General features: G+C 39.9%; 17 protein-coding genes and 1 pseudogene. 15 read left to right on the forward strand and 3 right to left on the reverse strand.

Annotated features, from left to right (window positions below; all coding sequences use genetic code 11):
- Positions 1–256: 256 nt before the first annotated feature.
- A complete protein-coding gene (locus ACFIK4_RS02340; RefSeq protein ID WP_375674830.1) occupies positions 257–997 on the reverse strand; it encodes a TIR domain-containing protein in 741 nt (246 codons plus the stop codon).
- Positions 998–1,308: 311 nt separating this feature from the next.
- Positions 1,309–1,971: a thiamine phosphate synthase gene (locus ACFIK4_RS02345; protein ID WP_375674832.1), complete on the reverse strand. Its 663-nt coding sequence runs from the start codon at positions 1,969–1,971 to the stop codon at positions 1,309–1,311.
- A 365-nt stretch (positions 1,972–2,336) separates the two neighbouring features.
- Here ACFIK4_RS02345 and ACFIK4_RS02350 point away from each other — a divergent pair, with 365 nt between their 5' ends.
- The 11 genes and pseudogenes from ACFIK4_RS02350 to tolB all read left to right on the forward strand — a co-directional run bounded on the left by ACFIK4_RS02350 (position 2,337) and on the right by tolB (position 14,304).
- Positions 2,337–3,479, forward strand: a complete 1,143-nt coding sequence (locus ACFIK4_RS02350; protein ID WP_375674834.1) for an OpgC family protein — start codon at positions 2,337–2,339, stop codon at positions 3,477–3,479.
- 181 nt (positions 3,480–3,660) lie between these two features.
- Positions 3,661–4,179, forward strand: a complete 519-nt coding sequence (locus tag ACFIK4_RS02355) for a DUF1465 family protein (protein ID WP_375649927.1) — start codon at positions 3,661–3,663, stop codon at positions 4,177–4,179.
- A 21-nt stretch (positions 4,180–4,200) separates the two neighbouring features.
- Positions 4,201–4,346 (forward strand): annotated as a pseudogene (locus ACFIK4_RS02360) (DUF1465 domain-containing protein); the annotation flags it as partial.
- A gap of 1,415 nt (positions 4,347–5,761) precedes the next feature.
- Positions 5,762–6,277 carry a crossover junction endodeoxyribonuclease RuvC gene (ruvC, locus tag ACFIK4_RS02365; protein WP_375674836.1) on the forward strand — a complete coding sequence of 172 codons (516 nt, stop codon included), beginning with the start codon at positions 5,762–5,764 and terminating at the stop codon, positions 6,275–6,277.
- A 13-nt stretch (positions 6,278–6,290) separates the two neighbouring features.
- The gene (ruvA, locus tag ACFIK4_RS02370) at positions 6,291–6,905 is read left to right on the forward strand and encodes a Holliday junction branch migration protein RuvA (RefSeq protein WP_375611757.1); all 615 of its coding nucleotides are present in this window, start codon (positions 6,291–6,293) and stop codon (positions 6,903–6,905) included.
- Between the two features lie 13 nt (positions 6,906–6,918).
- The gene (ruvB, locus tag ACFIK4_RS02375) at positions 6,919–8,013 is read left to right on the forward strand and encodes a Holliday junction branch migration DNA helicase RuvB (protein WP_375658577.1); all 1,095 of its coding nucleotides are present in this window, start codon (positions 6,919–6,921) and stop codon (positions 8,011–8,013) included.
- A gap of 211 nt (positions 8,014–8,224) precedes the next feature.
- On the forward strand, positions 8,225–8,665 hold the full coding sequence (ybgC, locus tag ACFIK4_RS02380) for a tol-pal system-associated acyl-CoA thioesterase (protein WP_375611759.1): 441 nt from the start codon (positions 8,225–8,227) through the stop codon (positions 8,663–8,665).
- A 1,693-nt stretch (positions 8,666–10,358) separates the two neighbouring features.
- The gene (tolQ, locus tag ACFIK4_RS02385; protein WP_375606538.1) at positions 10,359–11,072 is read left to right on the forward strand and encodes a protein TolQ; all 714 of its coding nucleotides are present in this window, start codon (positions 10,359–10,361) and stop codon (positions 11,070–11,072) included.
- Between the two features lie 15 nt (positions 11,073–11,087).
- Positions 11,088–11,540 carry a protein TolR gene (gene tolR / locus ACFIK4_RS02390; protein ID WP_375674840.1) on the forward strand — a complete coding sequence of 151 codons (453 nt, stop codon included), beginning with the start codon at positions 11,088–11,090 and terminating at the stop codon, positions 11,538–11,540.
- A gap of 107 nt (positions 11,541–11,647) precedes the next feature.
- The gene (locus ACFIK4_RS02395; RefSeq protein ID WP_375674842.1) at positions 11,648–12,940 is read left to right on the forward strand and encodes a cell envelope biogenesis protein TolA; all 1,293 of its coding nucleotides are present in this window, start codon (positions 11,648–11,650) and stop codon (positions 12,938–12,940) included.
- 38 nt (positions 12,941–12,978) lie between these two features.
- Entirely contained in the window at positions 12,979–14,304 is a 1,326-nt protein-coding gene (gene tolB, locus ACFIK4_RS02400) for a Tol-Pal system beta propeller repeat protein TolB (RefSeq protein ID WP_375638279.1), read from the forward strand.
- A gap of 1,063 nt (positions 14,305–15,367) precedes the next feature.
- Here the strand turns inward: tolB and ACFIK4_RS02405 are convergent.
- Positions 15,368–16,114, reverse strand: a complete 747-nt coding sequence (locus ACFIK4_RS02405; RefSeq protein WP_375620979.1) for a YebC/PmpR family DNA-binding transcriptional regulator — start codon at positions 16,112–16,114, stop codon at positions 15,368–15,370.
- Between the two features lie 368 nt (positions 16,115–16,482).
- Between ACFIK4_RS02405 and ACFIK4_RS02410 the strand changes: the two genes are divergently transcribed.
- The 4 genes from ACFIK4_RS02410 (at position 16,483) to tilS (ending at position 21,715) form a co-directional block, all read left to right on the forward strand.
- Positions 16,483–17,178: a DUF1013 domain-containing protein gene (locus ACFIK4_RS02410; RefSeq protein WP_375611764.1), complete on the forward strand. Its 696-nt coding sequence runs from the start codon at positions 16,483–16,485 to the stop codon at positions 17,176–17,178.
- A gap of 204 nt (positions 17,179–17,382) precedes the next feature.
- Complete coding sequence (pal, locus tag ACFIK4_RS02415) at positions 17,383–17,904, forward strand: peptidoglycan-associated lipoprotein Pal (RefSeq protein ID WP_375674845.1); 522 nt, start codon at positions 17,383–17,385, stop codon at positions 17,902–17,904.
- A gap of 52 nt (positions 17,905–17,956) precedes the next feature.
- Positions 17,957–20,209, forward strand: coding sequence for a tol-pal system protein (locus ACFIK4_RS02420; RefSeq protein WP_375674847.1), 2,253 nt, complete (start codon positions 17,957–17,959; stop codon positions 20,207–20,209).
- An 18-nt stretch (positions 20,210–20,227) separates the two neighbouring features.
- On the forward strand, positions 20,228–21,715 hold the full coding sequence (gene tilS / locus ACFIK4_RS02425) for a tRNA lysidine(34) synthetase TilS (RefSeq protein ID WP_375671774.1): 1,488 nt from the start codon (positions 20,228–20,230) through the stop codon (positions 21,713–21,715).
- The last annotated feature ends 2 nt before the right edge of the window (positions 21,716–21,717 follow it).

Below are 21,717 nucleotides of genomic sequence, written 5' to 3' on the forward strand. Positions count from 1 at the left end.
AACCTTTCTGGAACGATTACCAAAATCATGACAACATCCCCGTGTTTATTAAAGGGACTAAAATGATTTCTTTCACGGTAATGAATACACACGCGGTCTCTTCACTAAAATTTGCACAATCGCTTGCTGTTTGAAGAAGGGTGGGGGGTGGATCGTTTCTTTGAGCCTATAGGATGTGTGTGTCTGTGGAATGTGGTGGGGTGTCTTTTGGTTTTGGGCGTGCGCTTTAAAAAATAAACATAAGCATTATTCAAATTTAACGTGATGCTGTAGCAAATTTTTTTGCATCTAAATTGTAGCCGGCTTCACATAGTCGATCAAAAAGATCCGGAAGTGTTTCTTTTACGTGTTTTTTAAAAGGAATGTATTTAAGCCCACCAAAATCTGAAGGGAGTTCAAGGTCTTGTTTTTTTAGAATAGCGACATTTTTGCGAGAAAGTGCAGCGGTTAACATGCCCATTTCAAAAATAACGTTTTGTCGTGCACGAAATTGTTCTTTTTTTTCCTTGTCAGATCTAGCATAGCCTATATCATCGGGAGTAAATAGCACAATACCAAATCCTATAGAATCGTTACAAGCTTCTTTTTCCAAAATTTCAATGAGGGTTAAACCATTACCACCAGTATTTTTTAAGATGTATGGTTCGAGACCAAGCCTGCGAAGAATAAGTTCAAGTTGCTCTAGAGCAATATGGTCATGGCCATGAACGATAAAGATTTTTTTATTTGAAGGATTGGAAGCAGTTTTTGAGGAAGGAATCGTTGATGTTTCTTCTAGATGCTTTGCTAAATCTTCTGTTAGCTTTTGTTTTATGTTTGCGCTGCCTTGAACTTGAAGTTTTCCTGTGCTTTTAAACCAATTAGTAGTGCCTCCTTCGGAGGTTTTGATCTGATATCCTTTAGAAGAATTAAGTGATAGAAACTTAGTTTCTATGATTTTATATCCAGCTGTTTTAACTATATCTTTAAGGTCTTCGAAGGTGCCGCTATATTTCACTGTTTATATTCTTTCAATATCGCTGGTTATTAATATAAAATGTTGATTTATTTTTATAACTATTTGAATTTAAATAGCTTTATGATTTCATTTTCTTATACAATGCACAAAAAGAGACGGTCACCTTCCATTCAATTGATTGAAACGTGGGAAAACTTGACTAAATGATGGGAAATTTTACTGCGTGATGAAGCGATCTGATTGAATTGTGAATAAACGAAACGAATTTTTCTCCTATTTATATATTCCATTATGTTCTCTATATAAGAAACACGAAAGTTAACGCTTTATTTATAAATTCTCCTCCTATATTACAAGGGGGTGTTTTCACATTTTTCTTGCATTGTTTTAAGCAGTATTAAGGGGTTGTCGTTCCCAAAAATCACTTCTTCTACAGCAATGAATTCACATCCAGTCTTTAAGACTTCATCAAAGGTTGAAAAATCGCTTCCTGCTTGGATAATGGCGGGGGTTTGCATAATTTCTGCCCACCATGTTGCTAACTGGAGATTGCGGGGGTGCGCTTGGGGTTTTTTATCAGCCCCGAGTTTTCCAAAGAACAGGTAATCAACACCTGTTTCCGCTGCAAGCATAGCACTATGGCGATTGCGTAGATTGCCAAAGCCTATGATTTTTTGTTCCTTTTGCTGATTTTTGAAGCTTTCAAGAGCGTTAAGATCATCTTCTATGTGTAATCCATCAGCCTTTATGCGCCCAGCAATGCGGCTGTCATCAGCGATGAGAAGGGCTGCGTCATGATGTTGAATATCTTCTGCGTAAGTTTGCGCTTGTTGTTGTAAAAAAGAGCCATCATCTTTCAACCTTTCAGAATCATAGAGGATGACGCATGCAAAAGACTTTGTTTGCAAAATTTGCTGCAAAAATGTGTGTGGGGTGTTGCGCCGAACATCAAGTGTTAAAATCAACTGAGGGAAAAGAGGTGGATCAATTGGTTTATTTTTTTGTTGTGTCATGTCAAATCCCTGTTTCTTAGAAAAAATAACGCTTAAAAATTAAAGTTTCATTCTATTATGCTTATTTGCGATGAAAGTGACCACCATTTTCACGTAATTTAAAGGATTTGTGGGTGTGTGGAAGCCTGTTTATGAGAAATGAGAGTGTTTTTAAGCATAATATGTCGCCTTTTTGTTGTGATACACGTATGGACGCTTTTCGTTCTTTTGCCTTTAAAAAACTTTTGCTTTTAAAAAAATAAACGCTTAAAATGAAACTTGACTCTTAAAAATTAAAATTTCATCCTGTTCATGCTTGTTGGCAATAAGGGTAAGCACCATTTTTATGGGACTTCAAGGGGGGTGCAACGTGTGGGAGTCCACTGATGAAATACCAAGGTATTCTTGAGCATAATACTCAACCTTCTCATCGTGATACACGCATTGATGTTTTTCGTTCTTTGGCCTTATTGACGATTTTCATCAACCATATTCCCAGAACGATCTATGAGTCTTTTACTCATAGAAACTTCGGTTTTTCTGATTGTGCAGAAGTGTTTGTTTTGCTTTCAGGGATTGCTCTTGGGTTAAGCTTTCATGGACGATTACAGCAAAAATCCTTTGCTTTTATTATCCGAAAACTTTGGTACAGAGCTCTGCAGCTCTATGGGGCATATCTTTTTACGACTTTTGTCACGTTAAGTCTTTTTTTTGCTGCCTTTTTATTATGGCGAACAGAAAAACTTTTATCGATGAACAATGTGGGACTCTTTTTTAAAGAGCCTGGTATCGCATTTTTGAGTACCTTAAGCTTTGGGCATCAATTGGGATATAATAATATTCTTCCTCTTTATATCGTTTTGATGTTTTTTGCGCCTTTTATCCTTTATTTGAGTTGTAAGCAGACAAAATGGCTGCTTTTGGGCTCCTTTACACTGTATCTTATCTGCGGATTTTATAAAATTGCTCCTCCTTCTTATCCTTTAAAGGGAAAGTGGTTTTTAAATCCTTTGTCTTGGCAATTCTTATTTGTCATAGGATTGACCAGTACTTTAGCGCTTAAACAAGGAAAAAAAATCGCTTTTCAGTCTTTTTGGATTGTTTGTGCGGCAGCGTATCTCTTGTTGGCGCTGTTATGGGTTCGCTTAAATTGGTGGGGCATTTTGGGGTGGCTTGGCTGGTCTTCCCCATTGTTGAACTTTAATAAAACCTTTTTAAGCTTGCCACGTTTACTCCATGTTCTTGCATTAGCCTTTCTCATTCTTTCTTTGCCGCGCATCAATAAATGGTTTTATGTCTCTCCAAAACATCCTTTAGCAATTTTAGGAAAACATAGTTTACCGGTCTTTGTAACGGGAACCATTTTTGCGATGTTTGGACAAATTATAAAAACAGTGATGACAGAAACGTTTTTTTCCGATACCCTCTTAATAATAACGGGTATTGCTTTGCAATTTGGAGTCGCTTATTATTGTGAAAAACGGCAATCTTGGCAGTGGTCCTTTTCAAGGAAAATGATCCGTTTATAAAAAATATTCCTGTAGTGTTTATTGGGCACGTTAACCTTAGTATAAAAAGTGCGTTGCGCAAAAAAATTAAAAGAGGTAGCAGTTTTAAAAAAAAAGCGTTCTACACAGCAACAAAAGAAACTTTTTAATACTCTGTTCGTTGAAGAGTGTGATTTTGTGCTGATACTTGGAGTATAAAAGCGTGAGTGTACATAAACGTCCATATGATGAACCTATTATCATGATTGAGCATAATGCTTTTGAAAATGCTTTTAATCGTCTCTATGAAGAAACAATGGCGCTGATTGAAAAAACCGCAGCGTATATTGACTCAGAAGGGAAATTAGTAGCACGCTCTCTTTCGGCAGAGGTTTCTGCAATCTATGCAAAAGAGGCTATGTATTTAAGTACACGACTTATGCAAATCGCTTCTCAACTCCTTCTTCTTCGCGCAGAGCGTGAAGGGGAAATGTCATCAGAACAAATAAAAAAAGAAATTGTAAAAGTGTCACTTCATACACCGACATTGGAACTTGAAACCCCGCATTGGCATGAATTGCCAGAAATTTTTCGCCAATTTGTTTCTCATTCATTGCGTTTAGAAGCGCGGATAACCTATATGCGTGCTGGGTGGGAAACTGCGGCCTCCTGTGCTCTAGAAGATGATAATCCAGTGGGAAAACAAATCGAATTGCTCAAAACAGCCTTTGGGCGTTCTTAGAGGTACTCCCTTGCTTTGTGCGAAGGGGAAATATCATCAGAACAAATAAAAAAAGAAATTGTAAAAGTGTCACTTCATACACCGACATTGGAACTTGAAACCCCTCATTGGCATGAATTGCCAGAAACTTTCCGTCAATTTGTTCTCATTCATTACGTTTAGAAGCGTGCATTTTGTTTCATTTAGAGATGCGGCTGTAGTTTAAGCGCTTTGGTCAATAAGCGGCGGCTGTACGTTTAAGCGATGATAATCCAGTGGGAAAATAAATTGAATTACTGAAAACAGCTTTTGGGCGTTCTGAGAAGAATAGCGCCTTGCTTCTTTCTTACGATATTTAGAGCAGTATACCCATTTTTTTTACAACCGAAATTTCACAATTAAAACTAATCTAGAGTGTTTTTTTCTGCCTAATTTCTATTTGGCGTAGAAATATCTTGAGCTTATAGCTTAGAGGGGGTGTATAAGTATTGATTTCGAATATGGCATGGGATGGAGTATGGTTGGTCTTATGGAAATCGACTTTGGTTGATTGCAGCTGGAACACTTTCTGTTGATCTATCGTGTGATTTTGTTTTGGTTATGATAATGATCTGGCTCTAAGATAGAGTAGGGGCTTGTACATCAGCTCTATAATTTATGCCTATAAAGCTGCTGTAAAGTGTGTGTTAATGAGGATGATACACATTGTTACAGTTTTTGGGCTTCTTTTGTTTTGAATGGAAGGTATTTTCCCTCGCGTAAAGTAAAATATCCAAAATAAAGTGCCATATAATGAATGCCCCATGGGTTCCCTGTGCCCCCATGCAATGTCCCTCTATATGCAATGTCATTGTGGTGTGATGAGTATACTCAAAAACACCTCTCAGTTCTTATTCACATTCGTTGAGCCTCTCTCATTTTTACGCTTGCAAAGGAAAAAGCCGGCACGATCATCATCTTTGCCAGTCCCCAATGTTGCGACAAGCTCTTGGCACTTGAGTCAATTTATTAGAGGCATTTTTAGTCCTTTCTTGTACAGTTTCACTCTATACGGCAATCCCACGTTTCATATGTAAGAGAATGGTTTTGATTGCTTCAATATAAACAGATTTGTAATGAGAAAATCTTAGGATATTCGGGATTCTTATGCAACATACAAAATAATTAATTATCTTTGTAAATCAATGTGTTGAGTTATTGTGGTAGCGTCATGCTATAATGTAAAAAGTTTCCGTAAAGTGTATACTATCCATTGCATAGCCTCTTTATACTTATGAATGTGCAATCCAGCACTGATCTATTTGCTCGTTTGCGATGTTTAACCATTATGGCATTGGAAATGATACAGAAAGGGAATTTTTATGCTTTAGAGGGTGCTTGATAAGGTGCTTGCTTGTGATGTGTGAATGGTTTTGATTGATTTCAGTTATGCTTCATAAAGTGTATTCCATAAAGATGCTGTTCGTTGTGTGTTATAATTGTATAAATTTGGGGGATATGATTATCTTTTTACTGGTTTTGTCTTGGGTTGCTGGTTTCTTTGTGGTCTTGTCTTTATTCACATCTTTATTCACAGGGGGGAAAAGTGTATAGACTGTAGTTTATGGCAGAGACGATTCGTATTATAGGCATTGATCCCGGATTACGGCGTACAGGGTGGGGCGTTATCGATGTTGCGGGTAATCGTCTTCAGTTTATTGCAGCAGGGACGGTTTCTTCTGATGTACAGTGTGCGCTGGCTTCCAGACTATGTCAGATCCACAAAGGTCTTTCAGAGGTTGTGCATCAATTTATGCCCCATGAAGCCGCTGTAGAACATGTATTTGTCAACAAAGATGCTACAGCAACTTTAAAACTTGGCCAAGCGCGTGCAATTGCACTGCTGGTTCCTGCGCAAGCAAATCTTCCTGTTTTTGAATATGCGCCCAACAAAGTGAAAAAATCAGTTATTGGGGTTGGACATGGGGCTAAAGAACAAATCCATATGATGGTCAAAGTTCTCCTCCCACGGGCTGAATTTGATAGCAGTGATGCGGCTGATGCTCTTGCTCTTGCTCTTTGTCATAGTATGCACCGTAACAGTATTGACCGATCTTATCAGGCAAGGATGGCGATATGAGTGGGGTGGAAGCATGATTGGCAAATTAAAGGGCACTCTTGAACATATCTTTGATGATCATATCCTTCTTGATGTTCACGGTGTGGGGTATGTTGTTTTTGTGTCAAATCGGCTGCGTCCTTCTTTACCCTCTGTTGGGGAGGCGTTAAGCCTTTTTATTGAAACGCATGTTCGGGAAGACGCAATCCGCCTTTTTGGTTTTGCTACAAGAGCTGAACAGGAGTGGTTTTGTCTTCTACAAAATGTTCCTGGAGTAGGGGCAAAGGTTGCTTTGGCAATCTTGGGTACTTTATCGCCAGATGAACTTGCACAGGCTATTGCTTTAAACGATGTTGCGATGATTAGTCGAGCGCCAGGCGTTGGTAAAAAAGTCAGTGAAAGAATTGTGGGTGAACTGAAAAGTAAAACACTCCCCTTTGAACAAGCTGTCAAGACTGTTTCGGTTTCTCAGCGTGAGATGACCAATCAACCTGCGCATGATGCGCTTTCCGCGTTGATGAAGCTAGGGTTTGAACGGGAGCATGCATCTCGTGCTCTTGCTCTTGCGATGAACGCTCTTGAGGGGGAAACTGTTTCTTCTGCCCTGCTGATCCGCCATAGTCTCAAATTGCTTTCTTCTCCTACTTAAAATCAAGGTAACAATGCATAAAGATGAAGATAAACGCCTTCTGGGTTCCGCCTCCCTTCCTAACGATCCAGATCGTTCCTTGAGGCCACAAGTTCTCGATGACTTTATTGGTCAAGAAGCGGCGCGGGCTAATTTAAAAATATTTATTGAAGCAGCAAAAACGCGGCAAGAAGCGCTGGATCACGTTTTGTTTGTAGGGCCACCGGGGTTGGGAAAAACAACGCTTTCACAGATTATGGCAAAAGAATTAGGCGTTAATTTTCGCTCTACTTCAGGGCCGGTCATCGCTAAAGCAGGAGATTTAGCCGCTCTCTTGACCAATCTTGAAGAACGTGATGTCTTGTTTATTGATGAAATTCATCGCTTAAATCCGGCGATTGAGGAAATTCTTTATCCAGCCATGGAAGATTATCAACTTGATTTGATCATTGGGGAGGGGCCGGCCGCACGCTCGGTGAAAATTGATCTGGCTAAATTTACTTTGGTGGCAGCAACCACACGTTTGGGGCTTTTAACCACACCTCTACGAGACCGTTTTGGCATCCCAATTCGTCTCAATTTTTATACGATAGAAGAATTGGAATATATTGTGCAGCGTAATGCACGACTTTTTGCCGTTAAGATCAGTGATGATGGTGCTCATGAAATTGCACGCCGAGCACGCGGGACGCCTCGTATTGCCGGACGGCTTTTACGGCGCGTTTGTGATTTTGCTCTGGTTAAACAGGCAAAACAAATTGACCAAAAAATCGCCGATGAAGCCCTTTCGCGCCTTGAGGTTGATCATCTTGGGCTTGATCCGCTTGACCGCCGCTACTTGCTCCTGATTGCGGAAACTTTTTTAGGGGGACCGGTGGGGATTGAAACGATTGCTGCTGCTTTATCAGAACCACGCGATGCCATTGAAGATATTGTTGAACCGTATTTGCTCCAACAAGGTTTTATTCAAAGAACCGCTCGTGGACGCATTCTAACTGAAAAGGCTTGGAGCCATTTAGGGCTTTCTGCTCCAGCCTCTACAACGTCTATACAAAGGCGTTCTCAACTTTCTGATGCTCAAGACAATTCATCACTTCAGACGTCTTTATGGGATGGGGAAGATGATTAAGACATTCTCTTTATTAAAAGAAACTATGTGAATATTTTATAGCAAGGTCATAAAATACAAGAGACGTGCCTTCTTTTAGCATATTCTGGCTAAAAAGGTTTGGCACTATTAAAGATTTTTTGCTTTTCACAACTTCAACACAAAAATGTGTTCAATCTTTTGATTGATAGATAATTTGCTATATTAGATGATTTTATGGGATATGAAGTCGATGACAGAAATAACACCTTTTAAGAGCAATCATACAAACGCTTTTCATAATTTTCAGGTCCGCGTTTATGTTGCGGATACAGATTTTTCCGGTGTAGTTTATCATGCGCGTTATCTTGAGTTTTTTGAACGAGGACGTTCAGAGTTTTTACGGGATACCGGTTTTAATAATAAGATGTTAGCAGCAGGGGGTGAGGGGGAAAAACTATTTTTTGTTGTTCGTCATATGGAAATTAATTTTTCAAGACCCGCTAAAATTGATCATCTTTTAGTCGTTAAAACACGTGTTACTCATATCCAAGGGGCCCGCTTTTTTATGGAGCAATCTATTTTGCATGAGATGACTACGTTGGTAACAGCCAAAGTTGAAATTGCTCTGATTAATGAGGAGGCAAAACCGCGACGTTTACCCAAAGAACTTTTTGCAAAAATGCTTGGTTAAAAGTGTTATTCATTGAATTAGCAGTTTCAGGAGAGATCAGCAGATATAAAGTAATCTATAATCTAAGACTATACATTTATCATAGCCTAGATGTTTTCTAACAAGGTTACACGATACAGCAAAAGAAAGCACCTTTGCTACAATAACTACAATAAATTGAAGATGATATCCCACAAAATTAAACACACCTCATCCATGTTATGATTCAAAAACAATGTCATATCATCCATTTTCTTCTATAAACTCAAGATATTTTCTTTCTTTTGAAGAAAGGTTTGTTGGCATCGGAAAGCAGCGAAAAAGTACAAAAAAAGAAATAAAAATGGATTAAGATTTATTTTTATAAAAATGCACATACCCAGCGCAATATTGCAATAAAGTGATAATAAGCCATTAGGTCGAAAATTGTCTCAAAATACTTAAAGGTTTTTTTTAAGCAATTTGATTTGTTTTTTTACTGGACTGTCATTTGGCATCACAAGAGCACGTGTTTCATCCATAATGCATAACTTTATGTGCGCTTCTAAGCGTAGTAAATGAGTGAGAGATCAATGTATACAAAGCAGAAATGCATTCTTGATTTAAAGTTTCAAAAACATATTATTATATAATATATTGACTGAGAAAGATAAATTATCACTTCTCACGGGTACAAACCCTAATAGAGGAATAAAATACTTTGCATTTCAAATCTGTTCATGTTGAAACAATTAAAATCATTTGCTTATACATCATAAGAGAGCAATATAAATCATTGAAAAAATTGTAAAAATGTTCCTTATGTATCATTCTCAATGCAATAACGATCAAATATCGCAAGTGAGCAAAGAGAGCGAAGAAGCTGGTTTTCATGAAGTAAAGACGTGAAAAGACTTTTTTCATGTCACAGAAGCTTTTACGTTATACCATAGTGCCAGAGAGATGATAGGTATTGAAAGAGGCAAATTCACAACACAATGAGATTACATGAGACTTACACTAGATTATATGGGACTTGTAGGGGTGCATGGGGGAGGCGCATTGTTGTGAGGTGTGGTAGGGTGGTTTAGTGTCGTTTTTTTTCCCGATGGTGTGATCTTATTAAAGAATGAGAGAAACAATAGCCTGAGGCAAAGCATAATTTTTCATGATGATAACATATTTATTTATAATGATAATTCACTGCGTTGTCACTTTCAGATAATTCTGAAACTTGTAAGATTTTTTCTTTTCAAGCTCTATTGCCGCGAATTAATCAAAAACATTTTCTTACATGTCACAAGCGGAGTTGGTGAGTGGATACAAAAATACTTAAGAAAGGAATAAAATGCTTCTTATGAATCTTTTCAAGTGCTAAGACTTATCGCTGTATTTTAAGCTTAAAACGCGTATGATGATTTAGCGTTCTTTTCATAAGCGTAAAGATGGTGGTGCATAATAGATTTTATATCATGCATTTTTATGTCTTTTATTTTTATAGCATTTATGGAGAAATCCTTATCGTTATATTTTTCATAAATGCTGTTGTGAAATGAGGGGGGTGTGCATTGAGGGATGTCTCTCGTCATAACTTTTTAAGGAAATTTAAGAAACAAGTCTTGTTTTAGCGCATGGATTTATGTGAGACTAGAGTCTTTACTTAAATTTAGAAACTATAAAATAATCTGTTTTATAAATTTTAAAAATGCATCTTTCATTTAGAGGGACAAAAATTATGCCGCATGGTGAACTAACAAATCCGGAAACAATTGGAATGTTGCATTTGTTTATGCAAGCGAGTTGGATCGTGAAAGGTGTTATGATTGGGTTGCTGCTCGCTTCCATCTGGAGTTGGGCAATTATTTTTGATAAAATTTTTACGTATCGGAGAATACGGCGTGAAATAAAGCAGTTTGAACGTACATTTTGGTCTGGCAAAGCGCTAGAAGATCTTTATGCATCATGCAAAAGTCAACGTACCAATAGTATATCCGCAGTTTTTATGGCAGCAATGGTTGAATGGAAAAAATCTCTTGAAAAAGGGACCCATACATCGAAAAGTTTGCAGAGCAGAATTGATAAGGCTATGGATTTGACGCTGGGACGTGAAAGTGAAAAAATAGAATCAAAATTAAGTTTTCTTGCGACACTGGGATCTGCGGGACCTTTTATCGGACTTTTTGGAACAGTTATTGGTATTATGGAGTCTTTTCTTTCTATTTCAGCTTCTCAAAATACATCACTTGCCATTGTCGCGCCAGGGATTGCAGAAGCGCTTTTGGCAACCGCTATTGGTTTGTTTGCAGCAATTCCAGCTGTTATTGCTTATAACAAGTTGACTCATGAAAGTGCGCGCATCATTGCACAAATAGAAAATTTTGCCGATGAATTTTCAACAATTGTATCGCGGCGTATTGATGAAACACGCACAGCACCTTCCTCTTTATAAAAAGGATCTTATCCCATGGGTTTTTCTGTTGCTTCTTCTTCTCGCAAAAATACACGTAGGCGGCATCATTCACGAAGCCAACTGATGAGTGAGATCAATGTCACTCCTTTTGTGGATGTTATGCTGGTCTTGTTGATTATTTTTATGGTCTCTGCCCCCCTTTTAGTGAACGGTGTTCCTCTAGATTTGCCTCGTAGTCAAGCGGGTCCCGTACGAGCTCAAAAAACACCTCTTACGGTTTCACTTGACGCGCAAGGGCGCTTTGCCATTAATCAAGATTACTATGAAACGTCACAGGCCCTGATTGCACACCTGAAAACTCTTCTGGAAGCAGATGCTACACAAAAAGATCAACGGGTTTTTGTGCGGGTTGCTAAAACTGTTGAATATCAGCAAGTATTAAAACTGCTGGCGGATATTCAAAAAGCGGGGTTTTCTCAAGTTGCGTTAGCAAGTTTAGCACAATAAATAATAAGTAATAAAATTGTGCATAACCGGTTGTTTTTAAGATGTTTTTAAAAGAGCATAGAGTGATTAAAAATGAAAAAATGTAAGGCATAAGTAAGGCATAAAGAATGAACAAAGACTCCTATCATAGTATGAAACGAGGCTTGGCTTTATCCCTTGTGGTCCATGTCATTTTTCTCAGTTGGGGAGCCGTTCAGTTTACAAACTCTGTCTCTTTACCACAACCGTTGGAAGCAATTCCCATCACTCTTGCTCCTTTGGTGGACGAGTTTTCCTCTCAACAAGGAGCCGTGAAGGCTCCTATCCGTGCAATCCCTGCCGTCAAACCAACTATGCAACCACAAGAGAAAGAAGATGCACGCCATATTGGAGAGGGACAAATAGATAGTCTTGCACCGTTTCAACCAGAGGAAAAGCTGCGTCCCGTTGAAACAGCATCGCCACCATCAAGCGAGAACACGTCAGAAACATTTGCACCAGAACTTACAAAACCAGAATTATTAGAAGCAAAAACAGAGGATGCGCCCAAGGCTGCACCTGAGATGCCTTTGGAGGCACCACCGGAGGATGCGCCCAAGGCTGCACCTGAGATGCCTTTGGAGGCACCACCGGAGGATGCGCCCAAGGCTGCACCTGAGATGCCTTTGGAGGCACTACCGGAGGATGCGCCCAAGGCTGCACCTGAGACGCCTTTGGAGGCACCGGAGGATGCCTCTAAGGTTGCGCTCAAGCCTGCGCAAAAAAATGAAGAAATGATATCGCCAAAAGAATTGGCTCCAACGGTCCCAAAAGTATCAGCAGAGCAGATTGTTCATCAAGCGCCCAAAATTGTACTTCCAGAAAAATCTCTTCTTCCACAGTTTAAACCAAAGTTTGACGGAGAATTTCCAAAGAAGAATGAGGCTGCATTGAATCAAAAGACGCCAAAGCTTAACAAGAAAAACCAAGAGAAACAGACCATTGAAGATATTTTAGCTCTGGAGGAAAATAATTTGCTCAATCGTGCGCGGTCACAAGGAGGGGGAGCAAAACGTTCTCATACACCAGAAGCTTTGGGTGCAAGAAAAAATATTAATGATACCACAAAAATGGCACAAACATTGGTCAATATTGCGGGGGGATGTATTCAACAGAAGCTTAAACTTGTGGCGCTTGGCGGCGATTTAAAAAATCGTCCGGTCGTGCGGTTGCGATTTTATTTAGACCGTGAAGGGATGGTTGTGGGCGATCCTATCATTGATCCCGTAAGCGGTCTTGAGAGTCAACAAGCTATTATGATAAGGCAGGTGTATGCTGCTGTCTTTTCATGCCAACCTTATGCAGATCTCCCACGTGATCAATATGATCTATGGGGGCAAGGTTTTGACTTTAATGTTGATCCCCTCCAAGAAATAAGATGATAAACGAGAAAAAAGCGCTTAACGAAAGGACACATTCCATGATGACTATAACGAGACATAAAGTTTTTGCTTGGTTTATTGTCACTTGTGGGGTGTGGCTTTCAAGTATTTCATCGGGTTATGCGCAATTGAAAGGAACTATTTCGAGCGCTGATTTTAATCCCATTCCCATTGCAATTACAGACTTTATTTCCAATGATTCGATTGGGTTGAAAATATCTGCTGTGGTGACAGCCGATCTCGAACGGTCGGGGCTGTTTTTACCGCTTGATAAAGCAAATTTTTTTGAAAACATTTCTAATCCTAATAAACAACCACATTTTGCTTCTTGGCAGAAAATAAAAGCGCAAGGTTTAGTTACTGGGCAAGTCATGAGAGAAATCGATGGACGTTTGAGGGTCGATTTTCGTTTATGGGATGTGTTTGGACAAAGACAATTGAAAGGACGGCGTTTTTATACTGCGACAGAACGTTGGCGGCGTGTGGCACATATGATCGCAGATGAGATCTATAGTGAAATGACAGGAGAAAGTGGTTATTTTGATACAAGGATTGTTTTTATCGATGAAACAGGTCCTCAAAATGCACGCATTAAACGTTTAGCAATGATGGATCAAGATGGAGCAAATTTGATTTATATGTCTGATGGAAGTGAATTGGTGCTTACACCGCGGTTTTCACCAAAAAGACAAGAATTGACCTATATGGCTTACGAGGACAATCAAGTACCTCATGTTTATCTCCAACAAATTGAAATGGGGCAAAGAGAGTTGATCGGAACGTTTAATAACATGACAATTGCTCCGCGTTTTTCTTCTGATGGACAAAAAGTTATCATGAGTTTGTTACAAAATGATGGGAGTGCCAATCTTTACACTATGGATTTACGAACCCGTACGATGACGCGACTTACAACAACTTCTGCTATTGATACTTCTGCTTCTTATTCACCGGATGGAAAACAAATTGTCTTTTCCTCAGATCGTAGTGGAAAGCCGCAAATCTATAAAATGAATGCGGATGGGAGTGATATTCAGCGTATTTCTTCAAACGATGGGAGTTATTCAACACCTATTTGGTCTCCACGGGGTGACTATATCGCCTTTACAAAACAATTAAGCGGACAATTTTCTATCGGTGTTATGCGCCCTGATGGACAAGGAGAACGAATTTTAACCACGGGGTTTCACAATGAAGGACCAACGTGGGCCCCCAATGGTCGTGTACTGATGTTCTTTCGCAAAAATCCCGGTATGGGACCAAAAATTTATACGATTGATATTACGGGTCGCAATGAACGTCAATTACCCACCCCCAATGATGCTTCAGATCCAGCATGGTCGCCTTTGCTCAATATACAGTAAAACAAAATGCTTAAAAACAGAAGATAGAAGGAATATAGTCTATACAGTCTCAAGTTTACACAATCTCAATAGTTTTTAATTATTTAAAAGAAGGAATTGATTATAGTGGGTATGGGGAGTTATGTAGATTTCATCTATCATCTATGGTTGTTGATCGATAATGGAATTTCCTTGGGGGAAAATGCTTAAAAAAATTCAAAACAAGACCTTGAAAAAATAGAGCCGAAAATTCTAAGATCTCTAGAGTTCAACTTTTTATTCAAAGTGTCGCTATATATATTTTTTTAAACTTCTTCTTCAATTTTGTTTGTGAAGAGTCCTCTTGTCAGGGGGGCTGTTGCTCTCTGATGTGTTTTATTCAAGTACGCGGTTGTTTTAGATCTGAATATTGATTGATTGGTAAGAGCAAAAGGACAGATTTTTAAGATAAATGACGTTATTTTAGAAATATACGATGCCATAAAGTCAAAAATTTATCCGCAACGGATTAGAGAGATGTACCGGCTTTTTGTACAATACTTTGCTAAACAATCAGCTCTGGCTTTCCATTTGCTTATTTTTATTCTGTGATGTTGTAAAAACACTGCTCTTTGAGGTGTGGGGATATAGGGCGTATAAACCTCCTTGATATATTCTAAGTGTTTTTAAGTGCGTGGCGAATATTTAGGGGAGTGCATGTTTGTTGAGCCTTAAGTTTCAAGTGAATTTTATGAGTGATTCGTCATAGGAATACGTTAGGAAAATCCCAATTGTTTAGAGGCTAGATCATTTTCATCACTTGAGGGTGGGGAGAGGAGGTTAATCTTAAAGAACAAAAAGATCAAATAGAGAGGGGATATAGGGATAATCTTTGGGGCATGTAAGAAAGGCGTGAGGCTACAGAGTTTTGTATGCTTTTCTTTTTGGGATTATGTTTTCTGAAATTAATTGCGGTTTTCTTGTTGCATCAATGGCTTACCCCGCTATTGACGCGGGGCTTTTATATGTGCGGATAAAGAGGAGGGGTGACAGATGCTTTTGAAGCCCTCATGCATGAAGAGAAGGCTTATGCAAATGATGGGAATTATACAGACAATTTTGCCAAAATCTCATCACTGACATCAAAATTTGCATAAACATTTTGCACATCATCATCTTCTTCTAATGTTGAAATTAGTCGTAAAACAGACAAAGCTTTTTCTTCATCTATTGGTGCAAGGGTGGTGGCTTTCCAAATCGTTTTAATCGATTCTGCTTCACCAAGTTTTGCTTCAAGTGTTTTGGAAACTTCACCAATATCTTCAAATGCGCAGGTAATATGATGTCCGGTTTCTTCTGATTGCACATCTTCGGCACCGGCTTCAATTGCTGCATCCATGATGTTATCGGCTGTTCCTGCTTCTGGCTTATAGACTATTTCACCAATCCGATTAAACATGAAACTGACCGATCCTGTTTCCCCTAAGGCTCCTCCTGATTTTGTGAAGGCGGCGCGCACATTTGAAGCGGTGCGGTTGCGGTTATCAGTTAAAGCTTCAACAATGACGGCAACGCCGCCTGGTCCATAGCCCTCATAGCGTACTTCATCATAATTTTCGACATCGGCGCCTGACGCTTTTTTAATTGCGCGTTCAATATTATCTTTCGGCATCGATTGTGCTTTGGCATTTTGAACAGCCAGCCTTAAACGTGGATTCATGGCTGGATCAGGAGCACCTTGTTTTGCTGCTACGGTGATTTCGCGTGCAAGCTTAGAAAATATTTTCGAGCGCATTGCATCTTGACGCCCTTTACGGTGCATAATATTTTTAAATTGTGAATGGCCTGCCATAGTTTTCCTTCCTATTTGAGGGCTTTCTTTCCAGTTGGATACTTCTTAGAATTTAAGGCGATAAAGCATGCATCCCACCAGAATAAATGTGCCACAGCATGAGGTGAAATAATCGAATAAACCCTTTATAAGAAAATTCATCTTAAAGGTAAAGACACCTTAGTTGAGGATCATTACAAGAGAGATCTCTTGTCGTTGAGCAAAAATAACGCTATAACAGAATGTAATCTCATAGCAAAATGGTTTATTCCATGCCGCGCTTTGTTTTAGGAGTGGTTGGAGAGACCTAAACATATAAAAAAGTTCCAGTGCTCTTGAGTGGGCGGTAACCTGCCTCATAGAAGAGGCGCAGAAGAGGATTTATAAAAATGGCAACGCAACTTTTGATGCCCAAAGCAACAGCTGTTTGGTTGGTTGATAATACAGCTCTTTCTTTTGATCAGATTGCAGAATTTTGTAAATTGCATGTCTTGGAAGTAAAAGCTATTGCCGATGGTGATGCGGCTTATGGTATTAAAGGTTTAGATCCGATTAGTTCTGGGCAATTGACGCGCAGTGAAATTGCACGGGTGGAGGCTGATCAAAACGCACGATTGAAAATTTCTCAATCTAGGGTGCATATTCCTGAAAAAAAACGTAAAGGGGCGCGCTATATCCCTCTTTCTCGACGCCAAGATCGTCCCAATGGTATCCTATGGTTGGTGACGAACCATCCCGAGTTGAAAGATGCACAAATTGCACGGTTGATTGGGACAACAAAAGCGACAATTGAACAAATCCGCCTTAGAACCCATTGGAATAGTGCAAATTTGGTTCCTCTTGATCCTGTAGGGCTTGGTTTGTGTTCGCAAATCGATTTAGATTTTGAGCTCCAGCGTGCGGCGAAAAATCGCCCTGTTGCTGCAGAAGAAGATAGGTCGTTGCTTCCCGCTTCTGTGACGGAAAACGCTGCTCTAGAGGAAAATGAGAGTGAAGAAAATCTGCATAAGACTTTTGACGCTGATAAAGTTTTTGCAAAGCTGAACGCGCTGCAAAAAAATCGTCAAGATCAAGATGATGCATAAAAAGCCATGACGCATAAGGGAAACATTTCTTATGGAAATGTTAGAGGAATGGCCAAAGAGAAGAAAAATTGGCAGAGACTCAAAAGTAAAAATGAGGACGAAAAAAAACAGAAAAAATTTCGTCTTCATTAGGAATTAACGGTTATTCTTAAAAATATTTTTAAGAATTGACCCTTCTTTACGAAATTCAAGGAGAAACGGACTATGCGCTCTACCAAAAAAACCATCTCTCATTCCTTAGCTATCCTCTTTCTTTTCTCACTATGCCTGGGTGGGTGTGGCAAAAAACATGTTGGTGCACTTAACGGTATGAATGGCGCTTATATGAATGATGCTGGTTTGAATCAGGTGTCACCAGGCTCAGGACAAGAATTTACGGTTAATGTGGGTGATCGCGTGTTTTTTGGTCTCGATTCTTCTTCACTTGATGCTGATGCTGAACGTATTTTAACGCGCCAAGCAGAATGGTTGCTTCATTATCCTTATTATTCTATTATGATCGAAGGTCATGCTGATGAGAGGGGAACACGTGAATATAACTTGGCACTTGGACAGCGCCGTGCTGTTGCTGTGCGAAACTATTTGGTGTCTCTTGGTGTGTCCGCACAACGGATTCAAACAATTTCTTACGGAAAAGAAAGACCTGTAGCAGTATGTGATGATATTTCCTGTTGGAATCAAAATCGACGTGCTGTGACAACGTTGAGTGACATGAATAATCATTAAAAAGAAGATTGTTTGTTTCAACTATTCAATAAGCTCTTAAGGGGAAAAAAGAATGTATCGTAAAATCAATTGGAAAACACTCTTTTATATGGGGGTTTTCATAGCTTGTTCTACTTCACTTGTTCAAAGTGCGGCACGAAAGGCTTCCGAATATCCTGCACATGATACGGATAAAGTTGATGCAGTTGATAAGGCAACTGATGACGTGAAGAAAGCACCTGATGCAGCCGATAAAGCAGCATCTGATGTGTTGGAAAAAGCCACTGACGCTGTTGATAAGGCTGTTGATGCTGTTAAAGAAGCGCCTGAAGCAGTCGATAAAGCAGCATCTGATGGGGCGGAAAAAGCCACTGACGCTGTTAATAAGGCTGTTGATGCTGTGAAAGAAGCGCCTGAAGCAGTCGATAAAGCAGCATCTGATGGGGCGGAAAAAGCCACTGACGCTGTTAATAAGGCTGTTGATGCTGTGAAAGAAGCGCCTGAAGCAGTCGATAAAGCAGCATCTGATGGGGCGGAAAAAGCCACTGACGCTGTTAATAAGGCTGTTGATGCTGTTAAAGAAGCGCCTGAAGCAGCCGATAAAGCAGCATCTGATGTGATAGAAAAAGCCACTGACGCTGTTGATAAGGCTGTTGATGCTGTGAAGGAAGCACCTGAAGCAGCTGATAAAGCAGCATCTGATGCAGCGGAAAAAGTCACTGACGCTGTTAATAAGGCTGTTGATGCAGTGAAGAAAGCGCCTGAAGCAGCCGATAAAGCAGCATCTGATGCGGCGGAAAAAGCCACTGACGCTGTTAATAAGGCTGTTGATGCTGTTAAAGAAGCGCCTGAAGCAGCCGATAAAGCAGCATCTAATGCGGCGGAAAAAGCCACTGACGCTGTTAATAAGGCTGTTGATGCAGTGAAGAAAGCGCCTGAAGCAGCCGATAAAGCAGCATCTGATGCGGCGGAAAAAGCCACTGACGCTGTTAATAAGGCTGTTGATGCTGTTAAAGAAGCGCCTGAAGTAGCCGATAAAGCAGCATCTGATGTGATAGAAAAAGCCACTGACGCTGTTGATAAGGCAACTGATGCAGTGAAGAAAGCACCTGAAGCAGCCGATAAAGCAGCATCTGATGCAGCGGAAAAAGCCACTGACGCTGTTAATAAGGCTGTTGATGCAGTGAAGAAAGCGCCTGAAGCAGCCGATAAAGCAGCATCTGATGTGATAGAAAAAGCCACTGACGCTGTTGATAAGGCAACTGATGCAGTGAAGAAAGCACCTGAAGCAGCTGATAAAGCAGCATCTAGCGCGGTGGAAAAAGCCACTGACGCTGTTAATAAGGCTGTTGATGCAGTGAAGAAAGCGCCTGAAGCAGCTGATAAAGCAGCATCTAGCGCGGCGGAAAAAGCCACTGACGCTGTTGATAAGGCTGTTGATGCTGTTAAAGAAGCGCCTGAAGCAGCCGATAAAGCAGCATCTGATGCGGTGAAAAAAGCCACTGACGCCGTTAATAAGGCTGTTGATGCAGTGAAGAAAGCACCTGAAGCAGCTGATAAAGCAGCATCTGATGTGGTGGAAAAAGCTACTAGTGTTGCAGAGCACCAAGGGATTATTTTAGAGAATCAACAGGCTTTATTTAAAGATTATGATTTAGATAAGCTTTTGCATAAGATACGAATGGTGCTTGAGCATAACAGTTTAAAAAATGTTAACAAGCAGTTTCACGAGCTTTTTGATACAGAAGCCTCTTCTGTTTATTCTTGTTCTTTTGAAAAGTCTGCTGTAGATGAAAAATCTCAGACTGTAAAGGAAGAGATGGAGCAGGACCATAGTACAGGTGACCAGACAAAGGTTGCTGCTGTGGAAGCTAAGGTGGAGAGCCATGACCATGAAAACAGTCAACCTTTTAACAAAGCGCATGAAGTAAGTGCTCCAATTGAAGCACATCAGAGTGACAATCTTTCTTCTTCTAAAGCTTTGTATAAGGAAGGGTATGATTTTATTCGTTCTGCTAACTATGTTGATGCTGAAAAAAGCTTTTGCGCTTTTCAAAATCGTTACAAAAAAGATTCTTTGAGTGATGATGCTTTATTTTGGTTGGCCGAATCTTTGTTGGGGCAAAAACGCTATCATGAAGCAGCACAAGTTTATCTTACCGCATGGTATGCAGATAAAAAGAAGCTCTATACCTCCGAGATTTTACTGAAATTAGCAAGAAGTATGGTCGCTCTTGAGCCAAATAAAGACGATTGTGCTCATTTTGTGAAAAAATCAAAACGTCAACAAACATTAGCATCTGTTTTTTGTAAACCTGCAAAATAAACAGCGAGGTCGTTTTCGGTGTGCGTTAGACTGGCAAGAAATCTCTTTAAAACATCGGATTTTATTCAATGTCAGAAGTTGATTCTTGCCGTCTCAGGGGGAAGTGATTCTTTGGCTTTGATGTTTTTGGTCAAAGAGCATTTGGAAACACTCGTATTTCCTCCAGAAATGATTGTTGTCACGGTTGATCATCAATTGCGTAAAGAATCGATGCGTGAGGCAGAAACTGTTGCGAAAATTTGTCGTGTCCATGATATTCAACATATCACTGTGCGATGGGAAGGCGAAAAGCCAAAGACGCATATTGCTTCCAGCGCGCGTGTTGCACGCTATGATCTCTTGGTTAAAGAAGCACAAAAACAAGGCGCATCACTTATTATGACGGGGCATACACTCAATGATCAGGTTGAAACCTATCAAATGCGGTATCAACGTCTCCAAAAGAATAGAGGTGCTTTATATAGTGAAGCTGTTGCCATGCGCGATGAGGTTTATGCCAGTGGTTTTGCTGGTATTTTGCGCGGTGAAGCCGAGGGTATACGTGATGAGGATCATACCAGAAAAACAAAAAAAAATATTGCCGAAAAAAACTATGGTCCCCTTTATGAGCGCGGTTTATCCTGTATTCCGCGTGAGGCGTTGTTGCATAGAAAAGTGCGTTTGATTCGGCCACTCCTTGGTGTAAAACGCCAAACATTACGGAATTATTTACGCTTACAAGGACAAACATGGATTGATGATCCAACCAATGAAGATCGCAATTTTGAACGTGTGCGCGTGCGTCAATCTCTTTCTCCACAAAAATTGGCTTATATTGCTCAAAAAATAAATGAAGCCGCATTGCAGCGTCGTCAACAAGCCAAAAATATTGCTGATTTGATCTTAGCGCTGGATATTACTGTCCAACATGGGCGTTGTTTCATAGCAAAGCCTGCGCTGTTTTTACAGAAACATTCCAGTTTTCCTTTTGTGGTGGGGCTCTTTGCTGTGCTGATGGGAGGGGGATTTTATTTGCTCCCCAATCAGAAATTAAGCATGCTTGTTCAAAAACTCTGTCTTGATTCTCCAGAAAAGCGGCGTTTTACTTATGCGGGCTCTGTTATTGAATATAACAAGCAGGGAATTTCTTTGTGGCGTGAAGGGCGAAATATGAAAGAGGCTATTGTTGAGCCAGATAAAACTTTTATATGGGATGGGCGCTATCATATCACAAATCATGGATATGAGGCTATAAAGGTTGGAGCCGCAAATTTAGAACAGCTGAAATTTTTATTAAAAAATAGCGATTTTGAGCTTGAAAAGCCTCATTTTCCCTCTTTACAATCGCTGCTGATGATCTCAAATCATAAAGGGTATGATATTCCAGAGTTGATTTCTCAAGCAGTTGTTCATAAACATGTTATCGTCAAGCGAATTATGGCACCTTTCGATTGGCTTTCCTCACGAGAAGATGCTGCCTTGGTGAATGTTGTGGAACCTTTTTTTAATATTGAGGTGAAAAGATAAAG

It is taken from the genome of Bartonella sp. AP9QHHD (genome assembly GCF_042195625.1).
Classification (GTDB): domain Bacteria; phylum Pseudomonadota; class Alphaproteobacteria; order Rhizobiales; family Rhizobiaceae; genus Bartonella.

Bases quoted from the DNA above. Each gene is read 5' to 3' on its own strand.
- ACFIK4_RS02345 (WP_375674832.1), bottom strand. From the start codon at position 1,971: ATGACACAACAAAAAAATAAACCAATTGATCCACCTCTTTTCCCTCAG.
- ACFIK4_RS02350 (WP_375674834.1), top strand. From the start codon at position 2,337: ATGAAATACCAAGGTATTCTTGAGCATAATACTCAACCTTCTCATCGT.
- ruvC (WP_375674836.1), top strand. From the start codon at position 5,762: ATGGCAGAGACGATTCGTATTATAGGCATTGATCCCGGATTACGGCGT.
- ruvA (WP_375611757.1), top strand. From the start codon at position 6,291: ATGATTGGCAAATTAAAGGGCACTCTTGAACATATCTTTGATGATCAT.
- ruvB (WP_375658577.1), top strand. From the start codon at position 6,919: ATGCATAAAGATGAAGATAAACGCCTTCTGGGTTCCGCCTCCCTTCCT.
- ybgC (WP_375611759.1), top strand. From the start codon at position 8,225: ATGACAGAAATAACACCTTTTAAGAGCAATCATACAAACGCTTTTCAT.
- tolQ (WP_375606538.1), top strand. From the start codon at position 10,359: ATGCCGCATGGTGAACTAACAAATCCGGAAACAATTGGAATGTTGCAT.
- tolR (WP_375674840.1), top strand. From the start codon at position 11,088: ATGGGTTTTTCTGTTGCTTCTTCTTCTCGCAAAAATACACGTAGGCGG.
- ACFIK4_RS02395 (WP_375674842.1), top strand. From the start codon at position 11,648: ATGAACAAAGACTCCTATCATAGTATGAAACGAGGCTTGGCTTTATCC.
- tolB (WP_375638279.1), top strand. From the start codon at position 12,979: ATGATGACTATAACGAGACATAAAGTTTTTGCTTGGTTTATTGTCACT.
- ACFIK4_RS02405 (WP_375620979.1), bottom strand. From the start codon at position 16,114: ATGGCAGGCCATTCACAATTTAAAAATATTATGCACCGTAAAGGGCGT.
- ACFIK4_RS02410 (WP_375611764.1), top strand. From the start codon at position 16,483: ATGGCAACGCAACTTTTGATGCCCAAAGCAACAGCTGTTTGGTTGGTT.
- pal (WP_375674845.1), top strand. From the start codon at position 17,383: ATGCGCTCTACCAAAAAAACCATCTCTCATTCCTTAGCTATCCTCTTT.
- ACFIK4_RS02420 (WP_375674847.1), top strand. From the start codon at position 17,957: ATGTATCGTAAAATCAATTGGAAAACACTCTTTTATATGGGGGTTTTC.